The organism is Rhodovastum atsumiense (assembly GCF_937425535.1).
In the GTDB taxonomy this organism is placed as follows: Bacteria; Pseudomonadota; Alphaproteobacteria; order Acetobacterales; family Acetobacteraceae; genus Rhodovastum; species Rhodovastum atsumiense.
In genome coordinates this window covers 2,200,012-2,221,805 of record NZ_OW485601.1, presented here as the reverse complement: position 1 = coordinate 2,221,805, position 21,794 = coordinate 2,200,012, and the positions used below count along the sequence as shown (strand labels likewise).

At 69.5% G+C, this 21,794-nt stretch carries 23 protein-coding genes; 11 read left to right on the top strand and 12 right to left on the bottom strand.

Features of this window, described 5'->3' with window-relative positions; genetic code table 11:
• Window positions 1-52 precede the first annotated feature (52 nt).
• Window positions 53-1,456, bottom strand: a complete 1,404-nt coding sequence (locus NBY65_RS10120) for an aminotransferase-like domain-containing protein (RefSeq protein WP_150042365.1) — start codon at window positions 1,454-1,456, stop codon at window positions 53-55.
• Between the two features lie 112 nt (window positions 1,457-1,568).
• Here NBY65_RS10120 and NBY65_RS10115 point away from each other — a divergent pair, with 112 nt between their 5' ends.
• From NBY65_RS10115 to NBY65_RS10095, 5 genes are all read left to right on the top strand, one after another.
• The gene (locus NBY65_RS10115) at window positions 1,569-1,733 is read left to right on the top strand and encodes a DUF1127 domain-containing protein (RefSeq protein WP_203330568.1); all 165 of its coding nucleotides are present in this window, start codon (window positions 1,569-1,571) and stop codon (window positions 1,731-1,733) included.
• 155 nt (window positions 1,734-1,888) lie between these two features.
• Window positions 1,889-2,362 carry a CBS domain-containing protein gene (locus tag NBY65_RS10110; protein ID WP_150042363.1) on the top strand — a complete coding sequence of 158 codons (474 nt, stop codon included), beginning with the start codon at window positions 1,889-1,891 and terminating at the stop codon, window positions 2,360-2,362.
• 51 nt (window positions 2,363-2,413) lie between these two features.
• Window positions 2,414-3,745, top strand: coding sequence for an NfeD family protein (locus NBY65_RS10105; RefSeq protein ID WP_150042362.1), 1,332 nt, complete (start codon window positions 2,414-2,416; stop codon window positions 3,743-3,745).
• A gap of 32 nt (window positions 3,746-3,777) precedes the next feature.
• Window positions 3,778-4,542: a slipin family protein gene (locus tag NBY65_RS10100; RefSeq protein ID WP_150042361.1), complete on the top strand. Its 765-nt coding sequence runs from the start codon at window positions 3,778-3,780 to the stop codon at window positions 4,540-4,542.
• 288 nt (window positions 4,543-4,830) lie between these two features.
• Window positions 4,831-5,346 (top strand): hypothetical protein, encoded by a 516-nt coding sequence (locus NBY65_RS10095; RefSeq protein WP_150042360.1) that lies wholly within the window; start codon window positions 4,831-4,833, stop codon window positions 5,344-5,346.
• A 108-nt stretch (window positions 5,347-5,454) separates the two neighbouring features.
• Here the strand turns inward: NBY65_RS10095 and NBY65_RS10090 are convergent, their stop codons facing one another.
• Window positions 5,455-6,315 carry a DUF364 domain-containing protein gene (locus NBY65_RS10090; RefSeq protein ID WP_150042359.1) on the bottom strand — a complete coding sequence of 287 codons (861 nt, stop codon included), beginning with the start codon at window positions 6,313-6,315 and terminating at the stop codon, window positions 5,455-5,457.
• A gap of 147 nt (window positions 6,316-6,462) precedes the next feature.
• Here NBY65_RS10090 and modD point away from each other — a divergent pair, with 147 nt between their 5' ends.
• A complete protein-coding gene (modD, locus tag NBY65_RS10085; protein WP_150042358.1) occupies window positions 6,463-7,329 on the top strand; it encodes a ModD protein in 867 nt (288 codons plus the stop codon).
• 78 nt (window positions 7,330-7,407) lie between these two features.
• On the opposite strand, the gene NBY65_RS10080 is transcribed toward modD, so the two are convergent.
• Window positions 7,408-7,590 carry a hypothetical protein gene (locus NBY65_RS10080; protein WP_150042357.1) on the bottom strand — a complete coding sequence of 61 codons (183 nt, stop codon included), beginning with the start codon at window positions 7,588-7,590 and terminating at the stop codon, window positions 7,408-7,410.
• A 483-nt stretch (window positions 7,591-8,073) separates the two neighbouring features.
• Here NBY65_RS10080 and NBY65_RS10075 point away from each other — a divergent pair, with 483 nt between their 5' ends.
• Window positions 8,074-9,408, top strand: a complete 1,335-nt coding sequence (locus NBY65_RS10075; protein WP_150042356.1) for a hemolysin family protein — start codon at window positions 8,074-8,076, stop codon at window positions 9,406-9,408.
• A 16-nt stretch (window positions 9,409-9,424) separates the two neighbouring features.
• On the opposite strand, the gene NBY65_RS10070 is transcribed toward NBY65_RS10075, so the two are convergent.
• From NBY65_RS10070 to NBY65_RS10050, 5 genes are all read right to left on the bottom strand, one after another.
• Entirely contained in the window at window positions 9,425-9,859 is a 435-nt protein-coding gene (locus tag NBY65_RS10070) for a septal ring lytic transglycosylase RlpA family protein (protein WP_203330567.1), read from the bottom strand.
• Between the two features lie 410 nt (window positions 9,860-10,269).
• Window positions 10,270-10,629, bottom strand: coding sequence for a phasin family protein (locus NBY65_RS10065; RefSeq protein WP_150042354.1), 360 nt, complete (start codon window positions 10,627-10,629; stop codon window positions 10,270-10,272).
• 314 nt (window positions 10,630-10,943) lie between these two features.
• On the bottom strand, window positions 10,944-11,474 hold the full coding sequence (locus NBY65_RS10060; protein WP_150042353.1) for a gamma carbonic anhydrase family protein: 531 nt from the start codon (window positions 11,472-11,474) through the stop codon (window positions 10,944-10,946).
• 45 nt (window positions 11,475-11,519) lie between these two features.
• Window positions 11,520-13,073 (bottom strand): MATE family efflux transporter, encoded by a 1,554-nt coding sequence (locus tag NBY65_RS10055; RefSeq protein ID WP_239002890.1) that lies wholly within the window; start codon window positions 13,071-13,073, stop codon window positions 11,520-11,522.
• A gap of 6 nt (window positions 13,074-13,079) precedes the next feature.
• Window positions 13,080-13,553: a MaoC family dehydratase gene (locus NBY65_RS10050; protein WP_239002889.1), complete on the bottom strand. Its 474-nt coding sequence runs from the start codon at window positions 13,551-13,553 to the stop codon at window positions 13,080-13,082.
• A gap of 217 nt (window positions 13,554-13,770) precedes the next feature.
• On the opposite strand from NBY65_RS10050, the gene NBY65_RS10045 reads away from it, so the two are divergent.
• Together NBY65_RS10045 and NBY65_RS10040 are read left to right on the top strand one after the other, a co-directional pair.
• The gene (locus NBY65_RS10045; RefSeq protein ID WP_150042351.1) at window positions 13,771-14,076 is read left to right on the top strand and encodes a cytosolic protein; all 306 of its coding nucleotides are present in this window, start codon (window positions 13,771-13,773) and stop codon (window positions 14,074-14,076) included.
• Window positions 14,077-14,201: 125 nt separating this feature from the next.
• Window positions 14,202-14,519, top strand: coding sequence for a c-type cytochrome (locus tag NBY65_RS10040; protein WP_150042350.1), 318 nt, complete (start codon window positions 14,202-14,204; stop codon window positions 14,517-14,519).
• A gap of 16 nt (window positions 14,520-14,535) precedes the next feature.
• On the opposite strand, the gene NBY65_RS10035 is transcribed toward NBY65_RS10040, so the two are convergent.
• Both NBY65_RS10035 and NBY65_RS10030 read right to left on the bottom strand, forming a co-directional pair.
• Window positions 14,536-14,955, bottom strand: a complete 420-nt coding sequence (locus NBY65_RS10035) for a NifB/NifX family molybdenum-iron cluster-binding protein (protein ID WP_150042349.1) — start codon at window positions 14,953-14,955, stop codon at window positions 14,536-14,538.
• 116 nt (window positions 14,956-15,071) lie between these two features.
• Complete coding sequence (locus tag NBY65_RS10030; RefSeq protein WP_150042348.1) at window positions 15,072-15,746, bottom strand: HAD family hydrolase; 675 nt, start codon at window positions 15,744-15,746, stop codon at window positions 15,072-15,074.
• 220 nt (window positions 15,747-15,966) lie between these two features.
• Here NBY65_RS10030 and NBY65_RS10025 point away from each other — a divergent pair, with 220 nt between their 5' ends.
• On the top strand, window positions 15,967-16,977 hold the full coding sequence (locus tag NBY65_RS10025; protein ID WP_150042347.1) for a magnesium and cobalt transport protein CorA: 1,011 nt from the start codon (window positions 15,967-15,969) through the stop codon (window positions 16,975-16,977).
• A 1-nt stretch (window position 16,978) separates the two neighbouring features.
• Here the strand turns inward: NBY65_RS10025 and NBY65_RS10020 are convergent, their stop codons facing one another.
• Window positions 16,979-17,893, bottom strand: a complete 915-nt coding sequence (locus NBY65_RS10020) for a lysophospholipid acyltransferase family protein (protein WP_150042346.1) — start codon at window positions 17,891-17,893, stop codon at window positions 16,979-16,981.
• A gap of 170 nt (window positions 17,894-18,063) precedes the next feature.
• On the opposite strand from NBY65_RS10020, the gene NBY65_RS10015 reads away from it, so the two are divergent.
• Window positions 18,064-19,602 carry a bifunctional metallophosphatase/5'-nucleotidase gene (locus NBY65_RS10015; RefSeq protein ID WP_150042345.1) on the top strand — a complete coding sequence of 513 codons (1,539 nt, stop codon included), beginning with the start codon at window positions 18,064-18,066 and terminating at the stop codon, window positions 19,600-19,602.
• 178 nt (window positions 19,603-19,780) lie between these two features.
• On the opposite strand, the gene NBY65_RS10010 is transcribed toward NBY65_RS10015, so the two are convergent.
• A complete protein-coding gene (locus NBY65_RS10010; protein ID WP_150042344.1) occupies window positions 19,781-21,538 on the bottom strand; it encodes an MOSC and FAD-binding oxidoreductase domain-containing protein in 1,758 nt (585 codons plus the stop codon).
• Between the last annotated feature and the right edge of the window lie 256 nt (window positions 21,539-21,794).

The window sequence follows — 21,794 nt, the reverse complement described above, 5'->3', positions numbered from 1 at the left end:
CCTGGCAGGATCGGGCCGCGAAGCGGACCGATGGGCAGCGCCCCGGAGCGGCTCAGGCGCCTGACGCGGCAATGGCCTCGGCCAGCACCTGGACGGCCTCGCCCACCCAGTCCGCCTCCACGGCGGCGAAGCTCAGGCGCAGATAGGTGCCGGGTGGTTCGGCGGGAAACCAGTGGCGGCCGGCACTGACCAGCACGTCGCGGCGCGCAGCCGCGCGGACCACCTCCAGGTCCGACACGCCGCGTGGCAACTGCACCCACAGATGCAGGCCGCCGGGGGGCACGTTGGGCAGGCTTTCGGTCCCGAGCCGGCTGCGCACCGCCTGCGCGAGCAGGTCCCGCCTCTCCCGCAGGGACGTGCGCAGGGCGCGCAGGTGGCGTGGCCAGGCCGGTGCGGTGACCAGTTGCAGCGCGGTTTCCTGCATGATCCCGGGCACGAAGAAATCGTCCACCAGCCGGGCCATGCGCAGCCGCTCCAGCGCCGCGCCGCGGGCGCAGACCGCGCCGATGCGCAGGCCGGGGGAAGCGCATTTGGTGAGCGAGCGGACATAGACCACGTGCCCGTCCCGTGCGGCCGAGGCCAGCAGCGGCGGCTGCGGGCCGTCGAAATAGAACTCGTGTGCCCAGTCATCCTCGATCAGGAAGGCGCCGGCGCGCACCACCACGTCCAGCACCTCGGGCCGCCGTGCGGCTGAGAGCACGGTGCCGGTGGGATTGGCGCAGTTGGGCTGGCAGTAGAACAGGCGGGCGCCGCTGCGCCGGAACGCTTCCTCCAGCAGGTCCGGGCGTACTCCCTCGGCATCGGTCGGCACCGGGATGACGCGCAGCCCCGCCATCTGCGCCGCCGCGATCGCGCCGCTATAGGTCGGGCTTTCCACCAGCACTGCATCGCCCGCGGCGGCCAGTGCGCGGAACGCCGCGGCATTCGCCGGCTGGGTGCCTGGGCAGATGGTGACCTCGTGCGCGGCATAGGCACCGCCGGTCGCCTCGGCGAACCAGGCGCGCAGCTCCGCCAGCCCCTCCAGTGGCATGCGCCCCCACACGCCCGGCCGCCGCAACGCCCGCGCCGCCGCCGTCCCGAGCAGCGCGGTCGCCTGCAGGTCCTCCGGCAGGTAGCCGATATTGAGCAGATGCGCCCGCGACGGGGCCAGGGCGGTCAGTGCCGCCAGCCCGTCCGCCACCGCCCGCCCCGGGCCGAGGGCGATGCTCTGCCACGCCATGTCGGCGGGGGCGGCCGCCGGAGCAGGGATTTCCGCCACGAAGGTGCCCTGCCCCGGCCGGGCCTCCAGCACGCCTTCCCGCCGCAGCCGCTCCAGCGCCTGCTGCACCGTCACCGGGCTGACCCGCAATTCCCGCATCAGCTCGCGCACCGACGGCAGCCGTGTGCCCGGCGGCGCACCGGCCGCCAGGGCACGCAGGTGTTGAGTAACGCGGTCGGAGCTGTTATTAGTATTCATGAACATAATCAGTAACGCTACACCTTCTCTCCCGATAACGCAACCGGACCGGCCGTCGCTGCGGACGTGGCTCTCAAGGACCGCGCGGCGCGGCTGGCATCGCCTGTTGCACATGGCCGAGGTGATACGGACCCGGCGCATGCTCGCCGCCATGGATGCGCGCATGCTGGCCGATATCGGCCTCTCTCCGGGCGACGCCCGCATCGAGGCGTCGCGCTGGGCGTGGGATATCCACCCCTCGCCCCGGCATGCCGGGGACCGTGATCTTGACCCCTGATGCCCGGACAGGGCGGCCATGACCGGCGGGTGAGATTGATCAGGATCAGGCGCGGGTCAGGCGGTTGCCGCTATGCTGAGTAACACCAAGGGCGAGGGCGAGGCGGATTGCTCTCCAACCGCCGGCGGCCCGCCCGTATCCGGGAGGAGTGGGCAATGGACGCAGCAAGTGTCATGACACGGGACGTGCTCTCCGTTGGCCCCGACGACACCGTCGCCGAGGCCGCGCGCAAGCTGGCCGGGCGTGGCGTCAGTGCCGCACCGGTTCTGGATGCCGAGGGCCGGTTGCTCGGCATCGTCAGCGAGGGCGACCTGATGCGGCCCTTTGGTCGCGAGAAGCAGATGCACCGGGCCTGGTGGCTCAACGTCATCGCCGAGGGCCTGGAGTTCGCGCCGGACTTCCTGGAGTACATTCGCCTCGACCAGCGGCGGGTGCGCGAACTGATGCAGCCCTCCGTGGTCACCGTGACCGAGGAGGCGTCCCTGCCGGCGATCGCCGATCTGCTCGACCGGCACCATCTGAAACGGGTGCCGGTGCTGCGCGATGGCCGGGTGATCGGCATCGTCAGCCGGGCCGACATCGTGCGTGCCGTGGCGACGGCGCCGGCCGAGATCGTCGAGCCGGTCTGACCGTGACGCGCCGGTCGTCACGGGCCGGCGCGGCGGAAGAGGGACGCGGACATGCAGGGGCGGCGCCGGCGGGCGCAGGCGTGGATGGCGATGCTGCTGGCCGGCGCCGTCCTGCTCGGGGCGGGTGGTGCTGCGCGGGGCGACCGGCCCCTGGTTCCGGTGATCGCGCTCGACGGGGCGATCGGGCCGGCGACCGCGGTCTATGTCGTGCGCAACCTGCATCTCGCCGTGCAGGACCATGCGACGGCGGTCGTGCTGCGGCTCGACACCCCCGGTGGCCTGGACAGTGCGATGCGCGAGATCGTGCGCGCGATGCTGGCCTCGCCGGTGCCGGTGATCGGTTATGTCGCCCCGGCCGGGGCCCGGGCGGCCAGCGCCGGCACCTATATCCTCTATGCCAGTGCCATCGCGGCGATGGCGCCGGGCACCAATCTCGGGGCCGCGACGCCGGTGCCGCTGGGCGGCGAGGCGCCGCTGCCCGGGCCGGCACGCCCCCTCGATGCCGGGCGGCTCAAGGCCGTCAATGACGCCGCCGCCTATATCCGCGGGCTCGCCGCGCTGCACGGGCGCAATGCCGCCTGGGCGGAGCGCGCGGTACGCGAGGCGGTCAGCCTGTCCTACGAGGCGGCGTTGCGCGAGCATGTGGTCGACCTGGTCGCCTCCGGGCTGCCGGACCTGCTCGCTGCCGCCGATGGCCGCGAGGTGGTGGCGGCGGGCCGGCCGGTCCGGCTGGCCACGCGGGACGCGGTGATCCGTCCCGTGGCGCCGGACTGGCGTGACCGCCTGCTCGCCACCCTCACCAATCCCGGCCTGCTGTATCTGCTGCTGCTGGCCGGGATGGCCGGGATTGCCTTCGAGCTGTCCCATCCCGGCATCCTCGCCCCGGGCGTGCTCGGCGTGATCTGCCTGTTGCTCGCCTCCTATGGCCTGAACCTGCTGCCCATCGACCATGCCGGCGCCGCCCTGCTGCTGTTCGGCCTGGCACTGATGGTCGCCGAAGCCTGGGTGCCGAGCTTCGGGGCGCTGGGGATCGGGGGTGCCGCGGCCTTCCTGATCGGCTCGCTGATGATGTTCGAGGACCCGGGCTTCCGGCCGCCGCTCGCGCTGATCCTCGGCGCCACCCTCGCCTGTCTGGCGCTGTTCGCCGGCGTGCTGGCGATGCTGCTGCGGGCGCGGCGGCGGCCGGTGGTGAGCGGGGATGCGATGCTGATCGGGGCCGCCGGGCAGGTCACCGCCTGGCACGGCACCGAAGGCCAGGTGTGCGTGCGGGGCGAATACTGGAATGCCCGCTCGAATGCCGGCCCGGGGCGGGCGCTGGTGGTCGGCGGCAAGGTCCGGGTGACCGGCCGCGACGGGTTGCGCCTGCTCGTCGAGGCGGTCTGAACCGGGCGCCGGCGCGCCCACAGGAGGATCCGATGGGGAGCTTCGGCCCCGGCGTCCTGATGTTCCCGCTGGTCATCGCGGTGCTGGTCGCCATCCTGGCGGCGACGGTGCGCGTGCTGCGCGAGTACGAACGGGCGGTGATGTTCACGCTCGGCCGCTTCACCGGGGTGAAGGGGCCCGGCCTGATCATCATCATTCCCCTGGTGCAGCAGGTCGTGCGCGTCGATCTGCGCACCGTGGTGCTCGACGTGCCGAGCCAGGACGTGATCTCGCGCGACAACGTCGCGGTGAAGGTCAATGCGGTGCTGTATTTCCGGGTGGTCGACGCCGACCGCGCGGTGATCCAGGTGGAGAATTTCCTGCTCGCCACCAGCCAGCTCGCCCAGACCACGTTGCGCTCGGTGCTCGGCAAGCACACGCTCGACGAGATGCTGGCCGAGCGCGACCGCCTCAACAGCGACATCCAGGAGATCCTGGACGCGCAGACCGAGACCTGGGGCATCAAGGTCTCCAGCGTGGAGATCAAGCAGGTCGACCTCAACGAGAGCATGGTGCGCGCGATCGGCCGCCAGGCGGAGGCCGAGCGCCTGCGCCGGGCCAAGGTCATCAATGCCGAGGGCGAGCAGCAGGCGGCGGAAAAACTGACCGAGGCCGCCCGCGTGCTGTCTGCGACCCCGGGCGCGATGCAACTGCGCTATCTCGGCACGCTCGGCGAAATCGCCATCGAGAAGAACTCCACCATCGTGTTTCCCTTCCCGGTCGACCTGCTCAGGATCCTCACCCCGCCCCCCGCCTGACGGCGACGCCCGGGGCACCTGTCACGTCTTCGTCAGCTTCGGGGGCGCCGCCGGCGTCCGGCGGCCGGGTTGCCGGTGCCGGGTCCGGTCGTAGGAGGGCGCGGTTCAGCGGTATGCCGTTGTTCCGGCGGGTGACTTCCCCGCGATCCGGTGGTCCCGGACGCGTCCTGGCCCGCTTCCAGTGCATGCATGCCATGAGGAGCCCTGATAATTCAGTACCCCTGCCATAAGCTTGCACCCTCACACTGGGCCCCTACCTATGTTGCATCGCAACATAGGAAAAAAGCCATGGACTTCCGAGGTCTCCCGAGCAAGGGGGAGAGCTTGCTGCTGGCCTGCGCGACCATGCTCGCCACCACGGTCACGCTGGTCGGTGCCAGCAAGGCGGTGACCGGGCCGCACCAGGCCGCCGCCCGCGTCGGCCAGATCATCGTCTTCGAACGTCCGGCCCAGGCAAAGGCCGACGGGTTCACCTATGCCGACCTGCCCGTGCGGGCGCGTGTTCCGTCCGGCAACGAGGTCGCCCGCGCTTCCTGCGTGCTGGAGCCGCAGACCCTGGCCGCCGAGCGCGGCAGCCTGCTGGTGCATGGCTACGAGCCGAATGACGCCCAGGGCAGCTATCGCGTGCACTGGGAAGGCGGGCGCACCAGCTTTTCCGCGGAGGATTGCGGTCCTTCGGTCGACCTCACTGTCTCCAGGCGCGAACTGGACCAGTTGACCGCCGCGTCCTGGGAACTCAGGCATCCGGAGACGGCGCAGGCCTTGCACGACAAGCAATGGGCGACCGTCGCCGGCCTGCAGTGACGAGCGCATTGCCTGCGTCGGTGAAGGTGACCGGCAGCCCGGACCGGGCTTCCCGCCTTCCGCCGGCGCCCGGTTTGCCGACCCGCCTGTGTCTTTGCCGCGGTCGCTTCAGGCGGCCCGTGCCGTGGCCTGTTTCGGCGACTGCCGCAGCATGACCATCCTGGAGGCCGAACGGCCGAAGAAGTGATGGCCCGAGCCGCCCTCGGCCAGCACGTCCAGGAAGGTTTCCGGCGCAGTGATGCGCACGCCACCCAGGATGTCCACGCCGCGACGCAGGAATGCTTCCGGCATCAGTCCCACGGTCGGTCCGACCACCACCACCCGTGCCTCAGGGCGCGCCAGCAGCAGCAGATCCTCGAGCGTGTCGTTGAGCAGCGTGCTGCCGGTCAGCAGCACCACGTCGCCATGCGGGATCACCTCGGCGGCCGCAGCGGCGGGCCGGAAATGCGGCAGTTCCTCGGGCTTGAGCATGTCCGCGCTCAGTTCCAGCACGGTGTAGTCCTGGCGCATGCGCTTGAGCGCGCGTAGGAAGGGCACGAAGGCGCCCACCAGCACGACATGCTCGCCCGGTGCGATGGCGGCCGCGTCGAAGGCGTCCATATCCGGCCGCAGCAGCACGTCCGGATGCGGCCGGCGCTGCCAGCAGGTTTCGGCGAGCGCGTTCAACGTGGCGATGGCGAGCGCGCGGCGCAGCGGATGCGGTGAAGCGATTTCGTCGAGCAGGTCCACGGCGCGTCGGCCACGCAGCGTGCCCGGGGCCACGACGGTGTCGTCGGCGGTGGGGCAGCAGGTGGCATGGATCGCGGTCTTCGCCGGTGTGACGCACACGCCCGCGCTGCCGGTGTCGAGCGCCACGCCGGTGAAATAGAGGCCGACCACGGCGCGCGTGACGGCGATGTCCGCCAGCCCGGTCCCGAGTGTGGCGGCGACATCGGCGATGATGTCGGCGAGAATGCCGTCCTGGGGCATGGTCACGTCTCCTGGGTCGGCGTGGATATAGCGCCGTTGCGGCGCCGCTCCTACCGACGCGTGAGCCGTTCTCCCGTGGCGGCGGCGCTTGAACCAGCGGCGGGGCTATGGTGCGTTGCCGTGCCGATGAACGCGACGAGTGCACCCATGTCCTTCCCGATCCCGGATTCCGAGCTTCTCCGCCTGGTGCAGGAGGACGTCCCGTACGACGACGTCACCACCGAGGGGCTCGGCATCGCCGCCAGGCCGGGCCGGGCCGGCTTCACCGCCGCGGCGGACATGGTGGCCGCCTGCGTCGAGGACGCCGCGCGGCTGCTCGATCTGTGCGGCTGCCGCAGCGTCTGCCATGTGCGCAGCGGCACCGCCGTCGCGCGCGGCACGTTGCTGCTGGAGGCCACCGGCGATGCGGGCGCGCTGCACCGGGCCGGCAAGACGGCGCAGGTGCTGATCGAACTGGCCTCGGGCATCGCCAGCCGTGCCGCCGCCATCGTCGCCGCCGCGCGTGCCGTCGCGCCGCAGGTCGCCGTCGCCTGCACCCGCAAGCACATGCCGGGCGCCAAGCGGATCGCGCTCAAGGCGATCATGGCCGGGGGCGCGGTGCCGCACCGCCTGGGCCTGTCTGATTCCGTCCTGGTCTTCGCCGATCACCGCGTCTTCCTCGCCGAGGGCACCGACCTCGCGGCGGTGTTCCGGCGCCTGCGTGCGCACGCGCCGGAACGCTGTCTCCGCGCCGAGGCCGAGACCGAGGCAGAGGCCCTGGCGTTGGCCAGGGCCGGGGTGGACGTGGTGCAGATCGACAAGGCAACCCCCGAGAGCGTCGCCCGGCTCGCGGCCGCGTTCCAGGCGTGCTCACCCCGGCCGCTGCTTGCTGCCGCTGGTGGCATCAACGAAACCAACGCCGCGGCCTTCGCAGCCGCGGGCGCCGACCTGTTGGTGACCTCGGCGCCGTACTACGCGACGCCGCGCGACGTTAAGCTGCGGATGAGTCCCCTGCCCGCGGGGCAGGGAGCATGAGACGGGGTTGGGCGACCTGCATGCGGTCGGATGAAGATCCGGTCCGGCAGTCGCCCGGGGGCAGGAGGCGCGGTCCGGTCAGGCGGCCAGCCAGCCAGCCAACACTTCCGGTGTCGGGTGGCCGCTTGTCGTGGTGGCCTCCACGCGTTGCGGCGGGGCACGTTCGGCGGTGATCCGGTCCTGCGTCTCAGGGCTTTCGATCGTCGCCGTCTCGCCGTTCCTGTCTTCGCAGCCGAGCACCGTCAGGTCACTCATGATCATGGCCTTTCTCGTCAGTGAGAGACACGGGGCTGAACAGGCGGCCTAAACGCCAAGCCTGTCGCTTACGGGAGCGGTAAGGGGCTCCCGTAAACTCTTCATGAACGTTATCGATGGTGGTTGCAAGCACTACGCTCGGCCGGGGAACGAATTGTACCGTCCCCCTGCCGGCAGCGGGACCGCCCATCGTCAATTTCGATTTCTACGCGATGTTCTGTTGAAAAATAGTTATTTTTGAGAATGTGTCCTACTCTTGGCTGGGGGCGCCGGTGACGGTGGATAGGGCTTGCCCCGCAAGGACGCTTCCCGGGCCGCGTGGCGTGGCTGGCCAGATCGGCCATGCCCCATCGTCGCGGTGATCTGTTAAAGCAACGCCGGACATCCCAGGCGCCGCCTATCCGGTGCGGCGCATCGTCACGCCTCGTTCCTGCCCGCCGGATGCACGGGCGGGACATCAGTCTGGAAGGATCGGCTGCACGCCTCCCCATGCTCATGCTCGAACTGCTTCTCATCCTCGTTCTCGTCGTCCTGAACGGCGTCTTCGCCCTGGCCGAACTGGCGGTGGTGTCCGCCCGGCGGCCGCGGCTGCGGGCGCTGGCCGAGGCGGCGCGGCCCGGCGCGAAGGCGGCGCTGGCGCTGGCCGAGGATCCCGGCCGTTTCCTCTCGACCGTGCAGATCGGCATCACCCTGGTTGGCGTGCTGGCGGGGGCCTTCTCGGGCTCGACCTTCGGCGCGCGGCTGGCGGTCTGGTTCGCCGCCACCGGCCTGCCGCCGGCCGTGGCCGAGCCGCTCGGCTTCGCGCTGGTGGTGGTGGCGGTGACCTATCTCTCCATCGTTGTCGGCGAGCTGGTGCCCAAGCGGCTCGCCTTGCGCAATGCCGAGGGGCTGGCCTGCGCGATGGCGCCGGCGATGGCGATCCTCTCGCGGGTGGCGGCACCGGTGGCGTGGCTGCTCGACAATTCGACCGACCTGGTGTTCCGCCTGATCGGGCTGGCCGAGGAACCGGATCAGCGCGTCACCGAGGAGGATGTCCGTGTCCTGGTGGCCGAGGCACAGCGCCACGGCGCCATCGAGCCGGCGGAGCGGCGCATGATCACCGGCGTGTTGCGGCTCGGTGACCGGCCGGTGCGTGGCGTGATGACGCCGCGTGGCGAGGTGGACTGGCTGGACGCACGGGCGGATCTTGCGTCGCTGAAAGAGATCACGCTGGCGACCCGGCACACGCTGCTGCCGGTCGGCGAAGGCGCGCCCGACGTCATCGTGGGCGTGGTGCGCACGCGCGACGTGCTGGCCGCCCTGCTGCGCGACGGCCAGCTCGACATCCGCGCGCTGGTGCGAACGGCGCCGGTGGTGCCGGATGGCGCTGATGCGCTCGATGTGCTGGCGGTGCTGCGCGACGCCGAGGTGCCGATGGCGCTGGTGCATGACGAGTACGGCAATTTCGAGGGCGTGGTCACGCCGACCGACCTGACCGAAACGATCGTCGGGGCCTTCCGTGCCGATGCCGAAGGGATGGGCGAACCCCCGGCAGTGCAGCGCAACGATGGCTCCTGGCTGCTGTCGGGCTCGATGCCTGCGGACGAGGCGGCCGATCTGGTCGGCCTGCAACTGCCGGAGCCGCGGGCCTACCAGACGGTGGCCGGGCTGGTGCTGCAGGCGATGGGGCGCGTGCCGCAGGCGGGCGATGTGGTGGAGACGCTGGGCTGGCACTTCGAGGTGATGGACATGGACGGGCACCGCATCGACAAGGTGCTCGCCGCGAAGATCTCGGCGGCGGTGCGCCCCGTGGGGCTGCGGCGGCCGGGGGCAGGCGCCGACTGACCGGGGCGGGGGGCGGTCAGCTTTCCGCGTCGGAGCTGCTGCGGCTCACCAGGTCGATGCGCACGCGCATGAGCCCCTTGTCGCCCACGCCGAGCCGGGTCGCCGCCCGTTCGCTCAGGTCGAGGATGCGCCCCTTGATATAGGGGCCGCGATCGTTGATCCGGCAGGTCACCTGGGTGCCGGTGGCGACGTTGGTGACCGCGACGACCGATCCCAGCGGCAGGGTGCGGTGCGCGCAGGTCATCGCCCTGGGGTTGAAGCGTTCGCCATTGGCGGTCAGCCGCCCGGCATGCGAGCGGCCATACCACGATGCCGTGCCGATCTGGCTGGCGGCAGCCTTGGGCGGGGGCGGCGTGCCCTTGTGCATGGGGTGCTGGGGATGCTGTCCGGCATAGGCGGGCAGCACCTGCAGGAATGCCAGGAAAGGTATGAAAGCAAGCAGGTTCTTCAACGTTCCGTTCCCCTCGTTGTGGCACCCCCTGCCGATGCGTCCGGCAGCCGCGCGGCGGCTGCGATGGGGCGGTGCCAAGGTCGGCGACGTGCGATCTGCGGGTCGCATGCTGCTGCTCCGGCAACGCCGGGCAGGCGCATACGATCAAATACCGTGATGGGCTGGTTCAGGCGGGTGACCCAGCCGCGCCGGCGGCGTCATCCGGTAAGAGCATCTTTGAATTCTACGCGAAAACGCGTCGAAAAAAATGCTCTGGAGCAATATCGGCCCGACCTGTGCGGCCCACCGATGCAATTGCTCGCCAGCACCAGGAAGCAGAGTTCCTGGTCAAGCTGGAAACGCCCTCGTGCCGTGACTGCGACGGTTGCGGCCGTCGCGTCGCGGCACGGCCCTTGATAAGGCGGGACGACTCACGCGGCGGTGTTGAAAGCCTGGCCGGCCGCCTTCACGCGATCACCGAGCGGCGCCAGCGCGTCGGTGGCGAGCTTGGTTGACGCCGTGGTGAAGCGGGTGGTCTCGGCGAGCGCCTTTTCCATGGTGCTGCGGGCGTACGCGGTCTGCAGGTCAAACAACTGCTTCACCGACTTCGCCGCGGCGAACGCCTTCACAGTGGCCACGCCTTCATCGAGATGTGCCTGCGTGGTGCTGGCAAGATCCTGGGCAAGTGCCTGCACCCCGGCGCTCCAGACCTGTCCGGAGGCCACGAACGCCTCGACGTTTCCCTTGCCGAAATTGGCGAGTTCTTCGGAGATCCTGAAGGCCTTTTCCATCTTCTTCTTGCCTTTTCTTACCTGTTCGACCCGTCTCGCCGGGGTGGCGGGCGGGATTGGTCAATCCGCGAGGACCCAGGTCCTGCGGTGGCAACGATGCAGTACCGAAAGATCATGCTGCAGTGCAGCAATCGATAGATAGGGAAGGCATTGTCCCGGGTCAAGGCGAGAATGCTGCGCTGCAGCATTCTGCAATGTCAGATCAATCTGATAGCCGTGTCGCAGGATATCACAATATTGTGATCAAAAAATGCCGACATATGCCCAGGAGGATTTGAAACCTTCAGGAGCATCCATCATCTCGTCTTGCCGGATCAGTCCAGGCGCCTGAGGCCGGCGGCGAAGCGGTGGGCATTGGCGACGTAATGCTGGGCCGAGCCGCGCAGCAACGCGACCGTGGCCGCGTCGAGCGTGCGCACCACCTTGGCGGGGGCGCCGACGATCAGGCTGTTGTCGGGGAACTCCTTGCCCTCGGTGACCAGGGCATTGGCGCCGACCAGGCAGCCCGCGCCGATGCGGGCGCCGTTGAGGATCGTGGCGCCCATGCCGATCAGCGCGCCATCGCCGATGCTGCAGCCGTGCAGGATGGCGTGATGCCCGACGGTGACGTCGGCGCCGATGGTCAGCGGGAAGCCCTGGTCGGTGTGCAGCATCGCGCCATCCTGGATGTTGCTGCGCGCCCCGATGTCGATGGGGTCGTTGTCGCCGCGCAGCACGGCGGCGAACCAGATGCTGACATCCTCCCCGAGCCGCACCCGCCCGATCACCTGCGCATCGGGCGCGATCCAGAAGCGCCCGGGGCCGGGCAGGGAGGGGGCATGTTCGTCCAGGGCATAGATGGGCATGGTCAGCAGCCTTTCATGGGAAACAGGAACGGGGGAGCCACGGCACTATCCATTGCCGGAACGGTGCTCCCAGCGGCGCAGCGGTCGCACCGCCATCGCCGCGAGCGCCACCACGCCGGTGCCGCCGGGGAAGCACAAAGTGTGGCCGGGCCGGGGCTCCGCGACTTCCGGCCGCGGCAGCACGCGGAAGGCCACGATCACCGCGGCGATGCCAAAGGCGACCGACCCGAGCGCCTGGCCGACCAGCACGCCCTCGGGGCCGAACCGGGCGCCCAGGGTGACGAAGGGAATGGTCCCGAGCGTGGCGCGCCCCCAGTTGAACAGCGTGGAGAGCAGCGGGTGGCCGAGATTGTTGAAGGCGGCATTCGCCACGAACAGCGAGCCGGTGAACATGAAGCTGAAGGCGAGCACCGAGCAGAACAGCCGCACCAGCTCCGCGGTGATGCCCTCGGCCGAGAAGGCGCGGACGATCAGGCCCTGCCCGAGCGCCAGGACGACCCAGGCGCCGCAGACCGCGGCCAGCGCGAACACCAGGCTGTCGCGGAGCGTGCGCCGCACCCGGTCGGGCCGGTGGGCACCGTGATTCTGTGCCAGGATCGGGCCGACCGCGCCTGAAAGGGCGTAGACCAGCCCGAACGCGACCGGCGAGATGCGGTCGATGGTGGCCAGTCCGGCAACCGCTTCCGGCCCGAAGGTCGCCATGCTGTAGGTGACATAGGCCGCCCCCACCGGGGTGGCGATGTTGGTCGCCATCGCCGGAAGGGCGACCCCCAGGATCGCGCGCAGGTCGCTGCCCAGCCGCCCCGGTACGACCTTCCCCAGCAGGCCGTGCCGGCGGGCCACGCCGTGCCAGGCGGCCCCGGCGAGGATCAGGCGCGAGATCACCAGGCTGATCGCCGCCCCCTCCAGCCCGAGGCCCAGGCCGAAGATCAGCACCGGATCGACGGCGGCGGTGGCGACCGCGGCCAGCAGGGTGGTGTTCATCGCCCGCCGCGGATCTCCCGCCGAGCGCAGCACGCCCGAGAGGCACATGCCCACCCCCATCAACGGCAGCGAGGGCGCGCTGATGGTCAGGAAGCTCGTGGCAAGCCGGCGGGTTTCGCCGCTCGCCCCCAGCAGGTCCAGGATCGGGCCGAGCAGGGCGACCGTGCCGAGGCCGATGACGGCGCACAGGATCACGCTCAGCAGGGTGCTCACGCTGGCGAGGTGCCGGGCCTCGGCGACCGCGCCAGCCCCGAGCGCCCGCGAAACCGTCGCGCTGGCGCCGATGGCCAGTCCGATCGTCAGCGAGATCTGGAAGAACCCGACCACGCCGGCGAAGCCGACCGCTGCCGCGATGGCGCGGTCGCCGAGGCGCGAGATGTAGAACAGGTTCACCAGGTCGACGGCGAACACCGCCACCAGCCCGATCGCGCCGGTGCCCGCCATCACCACGACATGGTGCATGGTCGGGCCGGTGACGAAACGCGGCGCCACGCCCGCCATGGGCGCACCGGGGTCGCGCATCCGGGCCCTCCCTGCTTCCTTGTTGGTGGTCATCGGCTCGTGGCGTGCAGGATCGCGCCGTCCGGGGGCGGCGGGAAGTGTCGGATGCGGCACGAATCGTCACCTGTCTGTTGGCCGCCGCGGCACCACCAGTCGGGCGGTGAGGATCTGGACGACATCGCCATGCTGGTTGCGGGTCTCGCTGCGCAGCGTGACCATGCCCCGGTCCGGGCGCGAGCGCGAGGGCGTGATGTCCAGCACTTCGCTTTCCACCCGCAGCACGTCGCCCGGCCGGGTGGGACGCGGCCAGGAGATCTCGCCCCCCGCGCCGACCACGCCCCCGGCGATCGGAGCACCGCCGCCGACCAGCAGGCGCATGGTGATGGCGGCGGTATGCCAGCCGCTCGCGGCGAGGCCGCCGAACAGCGTGCGCTGCGCCGCCTGGGCATCGAGATGGAAAGGCTGTGGATCGAACTGCGCCGCGAACTGCCGGATCTGGGCTTCGTCCAGGGGATGCGTGGCACTGGCGAAGCGCTGCCCCACCTGCAGGTCGTCGAGGTAAAGGGAGTCCGCCGGTGCGTCGTGTGCGGTCACATCAGCGTGATGATCCGGTCGGTCAGGCGGGCTCTCGGGCATGGTGGCGTGGGTTTCCGTTGCGGTTGGCTGGCGCGGCTCTGAACGCGCGGGAAACGGTCGAGGTGCATCGCCGGATCGGAACGAAACTTGACCAAAGTCAAGGTGGCGCTGAGCGGGTGCCGCTAACGTATCAGCGGTCGTTCTGAAGGAACGGTCCCAGGCGGGGAGCGCGTCGATGAAAGCAATATTGCTGCTGACGGCCAGCGGAGCGGTGGTGTTCCTCTCCACTTATCCTTCGCTCACGCATCCGGGATTATTGAAGCGCCTGAAGCGAAAAGGGATCGGCAAGTTCATCGCCTACGAGATTCCGCTCGAACTGGCACGGCAGCGCTATGCCGGGCATTTCTTCGTGGTCGAGCAGGATCTCGATGACATCGATGATCTGCGTGTCCTCGACCTCGACGGCCAGCGCGCGTTCCGGCTGTTCCGGTTCGAGGAACTGGGCGCGCCGCTCCTGCAGGAAGCCGAAGCGGAGACGTGACGGGCCGCATCGCGGCGCTGTCCGGCTTGCACCCGTGTCGTCGCCGGGTGGAAAGATACACGCGCTTAAAAGAGACAGGGGCCTGCCGCGCCACCCTGCGCGGCAGGGCGCCGGTCAGGAGAGCGATGATGCGGTCCTCGGCGATTTTCGTGGCGGCTCTGGCAATGTCGGCGGTGCCAGCCGCCGCGCAGCAGAGCGGTGATCCGGCGACCGGGCGGGAAATCGCGCAGGCCTGGTGCAGCGAATGCCACATGATCGAATCCCGGCAGGCCCGGGGCAACGACGCCGTGCCGTCCTTCCCCGCCATTGCCGCGAGGTCGGACACCACGTCGATGGGGCTGCACGCCTTCCTTGCGACGCCGCATGCCAACATGCCCAATCTCCGCCTCTCGCGGGCGGAGATGGACAATCTCGTGGCGTATATCCTGAGCCTGCGCCACTGAGCCTGTGGCGGGGGGCTCAGCCGGCCGGCGCGGGTTGCGGATGGTGATCGTGCCCGGCCTCGTCCTCGCCATGGCACGAGCCGGCGCAGTCGCAGCCGACCACCGGCAGCAGCATGCCGGTGGCGCGGCGCGCGAGGTAGTCCTTGACCGCCTCGACGGGATCTTCCCGGTCGGTGATGGCGACCTCGATGCCGCGCTCGGCCATGACCTGGGCGAAATGGCCGCCGAAGCCGGCGGACAACAGCACATGCACGCCGTCGATCGGATGGGCGCCGACACCTTCCATGTCGTGGAAGGACTGCCCGGCCTCGAGATCGAGGCGGGCGGTTTCCTGCGGGGCGGCACCGGGCTGCACGTCATAGATCAGGAAGCGGCGGGCCCGGCCGGCATGGCCGGTGACCTGGCGGAAATTCTGGCTGGTGACGGCGATCTTCATGATGGGCGCGATCCTGCGATGGCGCCACGCCGGAGCGGCGCGGCAGATACGATATATCTTACGTACGACATATCATATCTGTCCCGTCGCGCAAGGCGCCCGGCCGGGCGGGTGCCTCAGCGCCGCCCGCCGACCTCGTCGAGATGGCGCAGCAGGTCGCCCGGATCCTCGTAGACGCGCACGGCGCCGGCGCGCTCAAGTTCTTCCTGGCCGTAGCCACCGGCGAGCAGCCCGACCCCGAGCGCACGGCAGCGGCGGGCGGCGAGCATGTCCCAGATGCTGTCGCCGACCACGACGGCGCTTTCGATCGGGGCGCCGATCCGCTCGGCGGCGGCGAGGAACAGGTCCGGATCGGGCTTGGCGTATTTCACGTCGTCGCGGGTCACGATCGCCACCTGGGCGGGGTCGATGCCGAGCGCATCGAGATTCCGCTTCGCTGTTTCCATGCGTCCGCTGGTGGCGATCGCCCAGGGGATCGCGGCGTCGCTGAGCGCCTGCAGCAGCTCCAGCGCCCCGGGCAGCGGCCGCACCCCGGCGGCGAGGTCCCCGTAGGCCTCGGCATGCAGGCGGCGGAGGCGGTCGATGCGCTCCGCGTTGATCTCCACATGCGTCTCGCGCAGCAACTGGTTGGTGAACAGGCCGCCGCTCATGCCGATGCGGCGATGGATCCGCCAGACCGACAGCTCGATGCCTTCCTGGTCGAGCGCCGCCTTCCAGGCGAGCACGTGCTGGTAGACGCTGTCCACCAGGGTGCCGTCGAGATCGAACAGGAAAACGGTTTCAATACGCATGGCTTCTCCTCGTGTCCGGAGATGTCCGGCTGCCTGATGGCGTGGGCAGGATGGCAAAGGCGGTCCGGCTTCGCACGCTGCCGCATGCACGTACAGGGGAGAGGGGGGGCGGGGTTGCATGACGGTGGCGAAAATTTGCTGATCGGCACAGCACTTCATCAGGTCCTGGCCACGCGGCTGCGATTGGCGAAGTGCCTCCATCCGCATGCATGATGGGCGGATGGACTGGCTGCCGGATCACCCTTCCGTGGTTTGCGGGACCCAGGGCGTCGTCGCCTCCGGGGTCTATGTCGGCGGCCGGCGTATCGCCGATGTCGCGATCGAGGAAGCCGGCCAGTGGGCGCGCCGTCCCGGCCATGTCGTCTGGCTGGGCCTGTGCGAACCCTCGCCCGAATTGCTGCACCGGGTGCAGGTCCAGTTCGGCCTGCACGACCTGGCCATCGAGGACGCCGGCAAGGCGCACCAGCGTCCCAAGATCGAGCAATATGGCGATGCGCTGTTCGTTGTGGCGCGGACGGCGCAGATGGTCGAGGGCCGCATCGCCTTCGGCGAGACGCATCTGTTCGTCGGCCACGGCTATGTCGTTTCGGTCCGGCACGGCGCCTCGACCTCCTATGCCGGGGTCCGGGGCCGTGCCGAGGCATCGCCGCTGATGCTGGCGCATGGCGAGGACTACATCCTCTACGCCATCCTCGACTTCATCGTGGACAATTACCGGCCGGTGCTGGAGACCATCCAGGCCGAGGTGGAGGAAATCGAGGATTGCGTGCTGGCCTCCAATCTCGGCGAGCATGCGGTCGAGCGGCTGTACATGCTGCGCCGCGACCTGCTGCGCCTGCGCACGGCGGTGCGGCCGCTGGTGGAGGTGTGCCGGCGGCTCGAGCATGTCGAGGCGCTGGCGATCGACGCGGCCATGCAGCCGCTGTTCCGCGACGTCACCGACCATGTCTACCGGGTGCAGGAGGAGATCGACGCGCTGCGCGAGGTGCTGGCCTTCGCCTTCGAGGCCAGCCAGATGATCGGGCAGGCGCAGCAGACGGCGATCACCCGCAAGCTTGCCGCCTGGGCGGCGATTCTCGCGGTGCCGACGGCGGTGGCCGGCATCTATGGCATGAATTTCGAATACATGCCGGAGCTGAAATGGCATGTGGGCTATTTCGCCGTGCTCGGCGTGATCCTGCTGAGCTGCGCCATGCTGTACCGGAAATTCCGGCGCGACCGCTGGCTGTGAGTTACCGGCGGTAGACTTCCTTCGGGAAGCGCCGGTGCAGCCATAGCCAGGATTCCGGCTGCGCGCGGACCCACTGCTCCAGCCGGTCATTGATCGCCTGGGTCAGGGCCGCGATATCGGCATGCCGGTCGCCGGTCGCGGGCAGGTCGAGCGGCGCGTCCACCAGCACGCGAAAGCGTGCCGGGCCGAGGCGTTCCACATGGGCCGCGATCACCGGGCAGCGGAAGCGCAGCGCGAAGGCGGCGGCGGCAACCGGCGTCATGACGGGGTGCCCGAACAGCCGTGCCTCGATGCCCTCGTTCATCTTCTGGTCGACCAGCATGGCGACCGCGCCGCCGCGGGCGAGATAGGCCAGGGCCCCGCGCGCGCCGGATGCCCCTTTGGAAAAGGCGGGCATGTCGGCCCCGACCGCGGAGGTGCGCAGGTCGGCGATGATACGGTTGGTGACCGGGTTGGAGGCAGTCCGGTAGAAGCTCGCGCAGGGAAGCCCGCAGGCGGCGGCGGCGCGCGGCAGCAATTCCCAGTTCCCGAAATGGGCTGACACGAAGACCAGCGGGCCGCCCCGGAGAGCCTGGGCGCGGACAATCTCTTCGCCAACCATCTCCCACCCCGGGCCGTGCGCGGTGCGATGCAGATCCGGCAGATGCGGCAGTTCGGCGACGGTGCGGCCGAGATTGTCCCACACGCCGTGGATGATGCGTCGCCTTGCGGGCGGGTCGAGCTCCGGCAGGGCATGGCGCAGGTTGGTCTCGGCGATGCGCGACGCCGCCAGCAGCGGGCCGACCGTCCGGCAGACCGCCCCGCCGAGATTGGAGGCCGTGACGGGACCGAGCGCCCGTAACAACGCGAGTGCCAGGCGCGCGAGCATCGCCTCACTGTGGAACCGCAGGCTTCGCCGCCAGGTCAGGCTTGTCATTCCCGGACTGCAGCATAACCCGGGCCGGTCGTCGAGCATGGGCAGGCGAGCGCCGGCCAGCCTTGGGGGCGGGGGCCTCGTGGGGCTCGACGGATGGACGCGGCGATGATAGCGGCCGGTCACCGGCAGGTTGAACCCCGCAATCCGCCGCCCCGATGAAGGAGGCACCGATGCTCCCGATCACACGCCGGCGCGCGACGGCCGGGCTGGCGACCATCCTGTCCGCCCCGCTCTGGGCCGCGCCGTCTGCCGCGCGCGCCGAGACGCTGACCGTGACCTTTGCCCATGTGAACGACATCTACCAGCACGAGCCGGTGGACGGGCGGGGCGGGCTGGCCGAGCTGGACACGCTGCTGACCGCGGCGCGGGCGCAGGCGCGCGGGCCGTTCTTCGTCACCTTCGGCGGTGACCTGATCTCGCCGTCGCTGACCTCCAGCGTCACCCAGGGCGCGCACATGATCACGCTGCTGAATGCGCTTGGCGTGGACGTGGCGGTGCTGGGCAACCACGAGTTCGATTTCGGCTCGGCGGTGGCGCGGCAGCGCATCGCCGAATCCCGTTTTCCCTGGCTCGGGGCGAATGTGCTGGCGGCGGATGGCCGGCCGTTCTCCGGCGCCGGCACGGTGCTGCTGGAGCGCGACGGGATGAAGGTGGGCTTCGTTGGCGTGCTGACCCGGCGGACGGGGGAACTGGCGGTGGGCGTCACCGACGTGACCTTCGGCGCGGAGGAAGCGGCCCTGCGCGCTGGGGCGGAGGCGTTGCGGGCCCAGGGCGCGGAACTGGTGGTGGCGCTGACGCACCAGGACCTCGCCGATGACATGCGCATGGCGCGCACGGTGAAGGGCATCGACCTGATCCTGGGCGGGCACGACCACGACCCCTACGCGCTGCAGGAAACCGGCGCCCCGGTGATGAAGGCCGGATCGGATGCGCAGTGGCTGGGCGTGGTGGAATTGCGTTTCACCCGCCCCGATGCAGGGGCACCCGGGCGGTCGCGCGTGGCGGCGGTGGGCTGGCGCCTGGTGCCCAATGTCGATGTGGCGCCGTCGCCGCGCCTGGCGCCGCTGGTGGCCGGCGTGGCGGCGCAGCTCGAGGGCATCCTCTCGCAGCCGCTGGCCACGCTGGCGGCACCGCTGGACAGCCGGACCGCGGTGGTGCGCCGGCAGGAATCGGCGCTCGGCGATGTCGTTGCCGATGCGCTGCGCGCGCATTTCGGGGCGGATGCCGCGCTGATCAATGGCGGTGGGTTGCGCGGCAACCGGGTCTATCCGGTCGGCCATGTGCTGACCCGGCGCGATTTGCTGGCCGAGATGCCGTTCAACAATGCCGTCACGCTGCTGGAGGTGAACGGGGCGGTGCTGCTGGCGGCGCTGGAACACGGGCTGTCCGGCATCGAGAAAGGGGCAGGGCGGTTCCCGCAGGTGTCCGGCATGAAGGTCACCTATGACCCTGCGGCCACGCGCGTCAGCCGGGTCAAGGCGGTGGAGATCGGCGGCAAGGCGCTGGACGTGACCCGGACCTATCGTCTGGCCACCAGCGACTACCTGGCCGGTGGTGGCGACGGCTATGCCATGCTGGAGACAGCGAAGGTACTGGTGGATGCGAGCGGCGGGCCGTTGCTGGTCAACGTCGCCGCCGAGGCGCTGCTGCGTGCAGGGACATTGGCTGTTGCCCAGGACGGACGGCTCGCGGCGGTCGAACGTCCGTAAGGCGTTTCCGGGAAACCGGGGCTGTGGATCTGCTCAGTGTCTGGCGTCTGGTGGCATCGGCATCCCCGGCTGCACCTGGGCGGCTCCTCCCGTGCCGCCACGCTTGCGACTTTGCCTGTACCGGCCGTCCGAAGTATTGGTCCAATGTCGGATCGGTCAGCCCTTCGGGCTGCCGGTATCAGATGTCGATCACCACGTCCTCCTGGGGCCGGGAGCAGCAGATCAGGACATTTCCTTCCGAAGGCAAATCGAGCGGATCGGGCTGGTAGGCGACGGACCCAGAGATCAATCCGCTCTCGCAGTTGTGGCAGACGCCAGTGCGGCACGACCACCGGACGGGCACGTCGCACGCCTCGGCCAGCTCCAAAAGGCTCTGATAGGATGTGGCCTTCCAGTGTGCGGCGATACCACTGCGTGCGAACGACACCAGCGGACCGGTGTTGGCATCGTCCGCCGGCGGGTGCGGGGTTCGCGCCGGCGCGCCCACGATGCCAGGGGTCATCGACTGACCGCCGTTGAAGGCTTCGACGTTGATATGTTCCGGTTTTACACCCAGATCTGAAAGTACTTCTTTCATCTCCGCCATGAAGCGGGTCGGCCCGCAGAGATAGACATCTGCTTCTCGTGGGACCTCCAACTCTTCAAAGGCCGATCGCGACAGGTGGCCGGTCGCGTCGAAATCCTCCCCCACCACATCGCGCGACCCTGGCCTGCTGTAACAGACATAGCTGCGGCCGTGCGCGAGCGCGGGCATGAGCCGACGGACTTCGGCGGAAAACGGATGATGCTGCCGATCACGAGCGCCGTGCAGCCACCAAACCTGCCGTGTCGACCGGACAGCCGCCAGCGCGTGCAGCATCGCCAGAACAGGGGTCGCCCCGATTCCCGCGCTGAGCAGCACCAGCGGTTGTTCTCCGGGCTGCAGAACGAAGCTTCCGCGGGGCGTGCTGACCTCGAGAACGTCGTTCACCCGGACATGCTCCCCCAGGTAGGTCCCGGCTGCTCCATTCGGCTCGAGTTTCACGCTGATCCGATAGCGCTCCGTTGAGAGGGGACCCGAGAGCGAATAGCTCCGCAGGAGCGGGGGATCGCCGGCGGTCGGCTGCAGCCGCACGACCACGTACTGGCCGGGCAGAGCCTCTCGCAGCGGCTGCCCGTCCAGGCTCTGCATCGTCAGAGAGCGGACATCCGCCGACTCCTGATCGATCGCCGTCACGGCGAGCCGCCGAAATCCTGGTGCGGCCGGTTGCGCGGCTGCTGCCGGCACCAGGCCCGCGTTGCCACGTCCGGTCGTTGGGCCGTTCACCAACGCCTCGAAGGATGCGCGCCACCCGGGTGAAAGCGCTTCGATCCGCAGTGCGCGTTCCAGTCGATCCTGCGCATGATTGGGCAAATAGAGAAGCGCGTTGATCTCTGCGACGGTCATTCGCTCCGTCGCCTCGCCCACCTTTACGATTTCGTCGCCGGCGCCCACATCGCCTTCCTCCACGACGCGGAAGTAGAACCCGGGCCGTCCGCTCGATGTCAGCAGCGCCGGCATGCGGGGCTCGTTCATGCGAATGCCGACGCGATAGCAGGTAACGCGCGGTTGCGTGATCTCGAACAACGCGCTGCCGATCCGATAACGGTCGCCGATGCACACCGCATCGTCGGGCAATCCCTCGATCGTGAAGTTCTCGCCGAACTGTCCGTGGACGAAATCGGTTCTCCCCAGTTGCTCCCGCCAATAGCCATACGATTCGATCTGGTAGACGAAAACGGCGCGCTGCTCGCCGCCATGCCCAGTCAGGTCGCCTTGACCGTCTCCGTCCAGGTTCAACCGGCCTACCCGACAGCGGCCACGCACCGGATTCTTCCAGATCCCGGTGTGCACAATGCGCCCCTTCCACGCGATGTCGCGCGGAAGTCCGACATTCACCGACAATAGTCGAGCCATGTCGCTCCCCCTTCCCCGTGCAACATCGGCCGGACTGGCGCCAGTCCGCCGATAAAATTTCTTGTTGAAAGAAACGGCAAGAGCATTCCGAACTCCACAGTCAGCCCGGAAATGCTCTAGTAACCGGAAGCTTCCTGTTGGGATGTCAAGGCAATTTCTCTGCCCTCGCGCGCGCGGTGCTTCTCCGCGCGAAACAGGACCCACAACGCCGTTCGAACGGACCGGTCTGTGACGGGTCCATCCTTGGGTGGGGCGG